The organism is Chamaesiphon sp. OTE_8_metabat_110 (assembly GCF_031382685.1).
Taxonomy (GTDB): Bacteria; Cyanobacteriota; Cyanobacteriia; order Cyanobacteriales; family Chamaesiphonaceae; genus Chamaesiphon.
In genome coordinates this window covers 1-4,818 of record NZ_JANMZA010000051.1, presented here as the reverse complement: position 1 = coordinate 4,818, position 4,818 = coordinate 1, and the positions used below count along the sequence as shown (strand labels likewise).

The window sequence follows — 4,818 nt, the reverse complement described above, 5'->3', positions numbered from 1 at the left end:
TGTTCGGCTGTCATTGCCATTTCATGATTCATAGCAGCGTGCCACATTATCGGTGTTGCCGATGCTTTGGGATACCATTGCTTGCGCCACTGCTGCATCTGGGCAATTTCTTTTTTCTGCTCGGCGAGCATACCTTGAGCTAGCTTAATTAATTTGGGACGTTTGGACTTTTCCAATATTTCCTGAGCCATTATTAATGCACCCTGATAGTCCTGTCAACTGATGAAATACGAACAGTTAATTTCGATCCGATGGCGATTGCCAACTTGTGAGTCGATCGTGGCTATTGCCGCCGTCCACCCAGTTTGCAGGGAATCGATCGCCTTTCCAGTTCGAGCGAGCCAAAATTAGTTATCGGAATTAAAATTATGTAACTAAAGTAAGTTACAACTGCGCCGCTCGCGGGGACTCTAGTAGTATGATATCTTTCATCTACAGAGGCACTACCAATGTCACCAGCTCCAACGGTTGCAAATTTTACGCCGTATTCGGCGATCGGTACCAATTTAACAGATGTTCGCAAACGCCGCCAGGAGCACGATCCTACTCCCCTCAACGTGCATTTGTGCTGGTACCTCAGTCCCGAACTAGCGGCGGAAGTCAAGCCAGAAATTCTGGCAAGATTGAGTACCCAGCCGCAGCCGATCTATGGGACATTAATCACGATCGACGATCGCACTCTAGCAGACGATCGGGCGGGATTGCCTACGGCGATCGAGTCGCAACTTCCGACTAATACTGGGCAGTTGCCAGCAGACATCCATGGGTATGCCTTTTTCGCCTGTCCATTGCCCCCAGTAACAAGCTTTAGTGCTGATTCCTATGCTAGGGGCGATCGAATGGTACTCAATGGCGATGGCATGTTGTATCGGCTCGGTTTTGAAAACGGCACGGCAATCCTGAAAACACGGATGATGAAAACGCCCTGCTATTATGCCGATCTAGCGGCGCAATTAGTCCCTAAATTTGACAAAATTGGTTATCGGTTTCTTGATGGTGGCATGGTGCGTCACAGCCTGCTATTAGGGACGCGCAACCAGATGAATACCGCGTTTGTAGCAACTAAAGAGCATCTGCTCGCCACCTTCGATGCCGCACGTCCCCACATTATCGATCCCGATTCGCTCGAACTGCTCGAACCGATTGGAGCAGCTAGCAATTGGCAAGGATTGGCTCCCAAACAGCCCGCTTGGTTGACGCAAGTTTTTCAGCCTTATTCTAACCCCGCGCATCCAGTTTGCGACCATCTCCAGTCAGGCGCGGCGGGGGAGTTTATTACGGCAAATTATTCGGCGGGATTGAGTCTCCTGAGTGTTATCGACAGGTTTCGGCGCTGGTATAAGGCTAGGCGCGGTTTAGATGGCATACTTCTCAAAAATCCTTGGGGTGCGTTTACGAATTTAGTGAGATATCGATTTGACAGCCAAAGCTTTGAAAAATGGCGGCTGGTTCTCCCCAATGGCGAACCCGTGATTATCCAGCAAGCGATTCATCAGATGGCGTTGACGGAAGACTATATTATCGTCGGCGACATTGCCTTTAAGATCGAGTTATCCCAAATTTTTGCACCCTTTCTGTTTGGTGGCATCCGTAAATACTCCGTGCAAATCGGTTACTGGCTGTCATTAATGTTTCTCAAATTAGTGCAACCATTGCCCTATGCTAACTTGTATTCGATCGCTCGATCGGATCTAGACAAACCCATCTCCGCTGGGAAACCAGCGACGCTTACCGCCATCAAAATCGTCCTCCCTCGCGAGGTTTCCCACTTCGTCACCGATTACCGCAATCCCGACGGTAAGATTACCCTCATGTCCGCCCATAATGGGGGCTGGGATGTCACGGAATGGATCGGCGAGTACGATGAATCCGTCAATCTCGACTGTGAAAATACACCCGCAATTACGAAAGGCATCGAAGCATTAGCTGGCGTAAATAAAGGCTTACCGCCAGTGACACAAACCAAATGTTTGCGAAAAGAATTTCGCGGCTTCCAACCCGCACCCGTCGATCTTAATAGCGTGGCGCGATATACGATCGATGCTAAAACAGGTGCCGTAATTAAAGCAAACTTCCTCAGCGATACTGGCGATAATCCCAGTAAATGCAATACCTGGTCGGTATCAGTCAACACGCACCGCAACCTCAACCGCGATAGCGAATTAGAAACTGGCGAAAAAATTACCAGTTTGTACTGGATGGGTTGGGGCTTTACCTGGGAAACAATTCCCAAACGCATCTATCGAGCATATCGCGATCGGGACAATCGAGTCATCCCCGTCGAGGGTTTACCACAGTCCGATATGCCAGCAACCTTGTTGAGAATCGACACCGAGCGGATGGAAATCGCCGATAGTTTTGAATTTCCGATCGGTTATTTGGCGCGGAGTCCTCAGTTTATCCCCAGCAAAGATCCATGTCCGCCCGATCGAGATCCCGCCACCCACGGTTATATTGTCTGTGTCATCATGTCCGATGCCGAACCCCATAATCCGCATACTGTCGCCCAAGACGAAATTTGGGTATTTCATGCCGATGACTTCAAAGGCAAACCGATTTACCGCTTGAGCCATCCCGACATCAATCTCGGCTTGATGATTCACTCCACCTGGATTCCCACCATCCAATTTGGAAAATATTCCCCAGCCGAACGCCAAGCCATGCGAAAAGCCACGCTCGATCGCGATTTCAATCCTGTCGTCCAAGCCAAAATCTTCCCCCACACCAAAACACTCTTTCAGGAGGTCGTGTATCCCCACTACATCAACCAGACTAGCGAAGCCGAATTAGTAGATCTATGGGATAGAAAGTCGTAGGTTGGGTTGAAGAATGAAACCCAACCTACAGATCTCTTGCAGAAGGTCTAAGGCACTGCGCCTCACACAAATCGAACCTTACGCAGGAGAGTTTGAGAGGCGGCGTCCCGCCTTTCAACGGGGGGGCTGGGGGTCGGAACCCCCAGATCCGGGTTCTGCCTCCGCTAGGAAAAACGAAACCCACTAATATCTAACATTTGCCGCTCCGCTTCAAACAAGCATTATCGCGAATTCACTTAACAGTGGGTACTACAAACCCGACTTTTCCAAAAAGTCGGGTTTGTGGCGTAACTAGTTGAGCGATTACAACTACCCCAATCCCACCAACTTCCCACTCAACTCCCACATCCTCACCGCCTTATCATCACTCGCCTGCTCCGACAACTCCTGCACAAAACCCTCCCGTCCCGCTTGTTGACGATTGCCCCAACTCCAATGCACCCCCGACTGAGCAAACTGAGGATCGGCAACCACCTGTGCCACCCGCTCGCCAGCTAACTCCTGACTCACATAACCCTTAGTAATATTCTTCTGGAACCACGGAAAAATCTTCTGAAACAGCGGATAACTATTCCGAAATAGCGGTGTATCCGCCACGCAACCAGGATAGAGCGTATTAAACACAATCCCCGTTGATTCATGATAGCGACGGTGCAACTCGCGACTGGTCATCATATTGCACAACTTACTATCCTTATAAGCCTTCCCAGCTTTAAATGGCTTACCATCAATCATCGAGATCGGCGCTGTGAAACCCGCCGCCAATCCTTGCAAATCGCCCAAATCCGCAGGTGCCGGGATCGGAATCTTGCCCCCAAGCTCTTTAGAATTGGCTGTAACAGTGCCTAACATAATTAACCGCTTCTGTGGTGCCGAAGATGCTTTTAAGTCCTCTAGGAACAGATTACACAGCAGGAAATGACCGAAATGATTGGTCGCCACACTGATTTCGTAGCCTTCTGGCGATCGCATTGGCTCTTTGAGCAATGGTAAATACACCGCCGCATTACACACGAGCGCGTCTAAAGACCTCCCCGTCGATCGCAACTCAGCCACAAATTTGCGGACGCTCTCTAGTGAACCCAGATCGATATGGATGATACTGTAACTATCTAACGACATCCCTACCGACTGCGCCGCCGTTTCAGCTTTGGGTAGATCGCGACATGCCATGATGACATGCCAACCGCGTTGCGCCATTGCTTTGGCGGTATATAAGCCTACTCCTGATGAGGCTCCAGTAATTACGACTGTCTGCTGTGTCATTTTGATAAAATTTGCGTGACTAGATCTAGAACCGCAGATCGGACTATCATCCCGATCGCCAGTTACCTCAACCCTTTAGTATCAAACAAAATCGATCGCCCGATCGTCGAACTGCCAAAATATTTACACAATCTCGATCGAGTAGACTCTAAACCAGATATGTACCCAGCAAATTAAGTCCGGGACTAGCAGTTAAACTGGTAACTGAATCATCGTTAACAAAGAGCATGGGCTTAAATCATCCACATCTTAGATGGATTGATTTTAGGGTGGGGTCTAAATCCCACCCTAAAAACCCAATTTTCAATTCTCAATTCTCAATTCTCAATTACTTTAAGACCATGCCTATACCTGCGATTCAATGGTATCCCGGACATATTGCCAAAGCCGAACGCCAACTTCAAGAACAGGTCAAAAAAGTTGACGTGGTGCTGGAAGTTCGCGATGCGCGCATTCCCTTGGCAACTTATCATCCGCTCCTCACCAACTGGATTGGGAATAAACACAAACTCCTGATTCTCAATCGGGTCGATATGATCCCGCCAACGGTGCGAGAACTTTGGTTAGAATGGTTTATCTCCCAAGGCGAACAACCATTTTTCGCCAATGCTCAGCAAGGTACGGGGGTAGTCGCAATCTCCAAAGCCGCTCAATCAGTTGGCGTAGAAATCAACCAAAAACGCAAGGAGCGGGGGCTGTTACCGCGCCCGGTACGCGCCGTCGTGATTGGGTTTCC

Annotated in this window: 5 protein-coding genes and 1 pseudogene; 4 read left to right on the top strand and 2 right to left on the bottom strand. The window is 49.3% G+C overall.

All coding sequences use genetic code 11. The annotated features are described in order from the left end of the window. Positions 1–191: DUF305 domain-containing protein (locus RMO52_RS01995; RefSeq protein ID WP_310410436.1), on the bottom strand; the 191-nt coding region annotated here is incomplete at its 3' end. Positions 192–222: 31 nt separating this feature from the next. Between RMO52_RS01995 and RMO52_RS01990 the strand changes: the two genes are divergently transcribed. Next, positions 223–351: a hypothetical protein gene (locus RMO52_RS01990; protein WP_310410434.1), complete on the top strand. Its 129-nt coding sequence runs from the start codon at positions 223–225 to the stop codon at positions 349–351. Positions 352–449: 98 nt separating this feature from the next. Continuing rightward, positions 450–2,816 (top strand): carotenoid oxygenase family protein, encoded by a 2,367-nt coding sequence (locus RMO52_RS01985; protein ID WP_310410432.1) that lies wholly within the window; start codon positions 450–452, stop codon positions 2,814–2,816. A 309-nt stretch (positions 2,817–3,125) separates the two neighbouring features. Here the strand turns inward: RMO52_RS01985 and RMO52_RS01980 are convergent, their stop codons facing one another. Further along, complete coding sequence (locus RMO52_RS01980; protein WP_310410430.1) at positions 3,126–4,082, bottom strand: protochlorophyllide reductase; 957 nt, start codon at positions 4,080–4,082, stop codon at positions 3,126–3,128. A gap of 15 nt (positions 4,083–4,097) precedes the next feature. Between RMO52_RS01980 and RMO52_RS01975 the strand changes: the two genes are divergently transcribed. Continuing rightward, entirely contained in the window at positions 4,098–4,259 is a 162-nt protein-coding gene (locus RMO52_RS01975; protein ID WP_309739971.1) for a hypothetical protein, read from the top strand. A 164-nt stretch (positions 4,260–4,423) separates the two neighbouring features. Beyond that, positions 4,424–4,818, top strand: a pseudogene (locus RMO52_RS01970) (ribosome biogenesis GTPase YlqF); the annotation flags it as partial.

What these genes read in the sequence shown, in the direction of transcription:
- RMO52_RS01985 (WP_310410432.1), top strand. Translation starts at nt 450, where the DNA reads ATGTCACCAGCTCCAACGGTTGCAAATTTTACGCCGTATTCGGCGATC.
- RMO52_RS01980 (WP_310410430.1), bottom strand. Translation starts at nt 4,082, where the DNA reads ATGACACAGCAGACAGTCGTAATTACTGGAGCCTCATCAGGAGTAGGC.
- RMO52_RS01990 (WP_310410434.1), top strand. Translation starts at nt 223, where the DNA reads ATGAAATACGAACAGTTAATTTCGATCCGATGGCGATTGCCAACTTGT.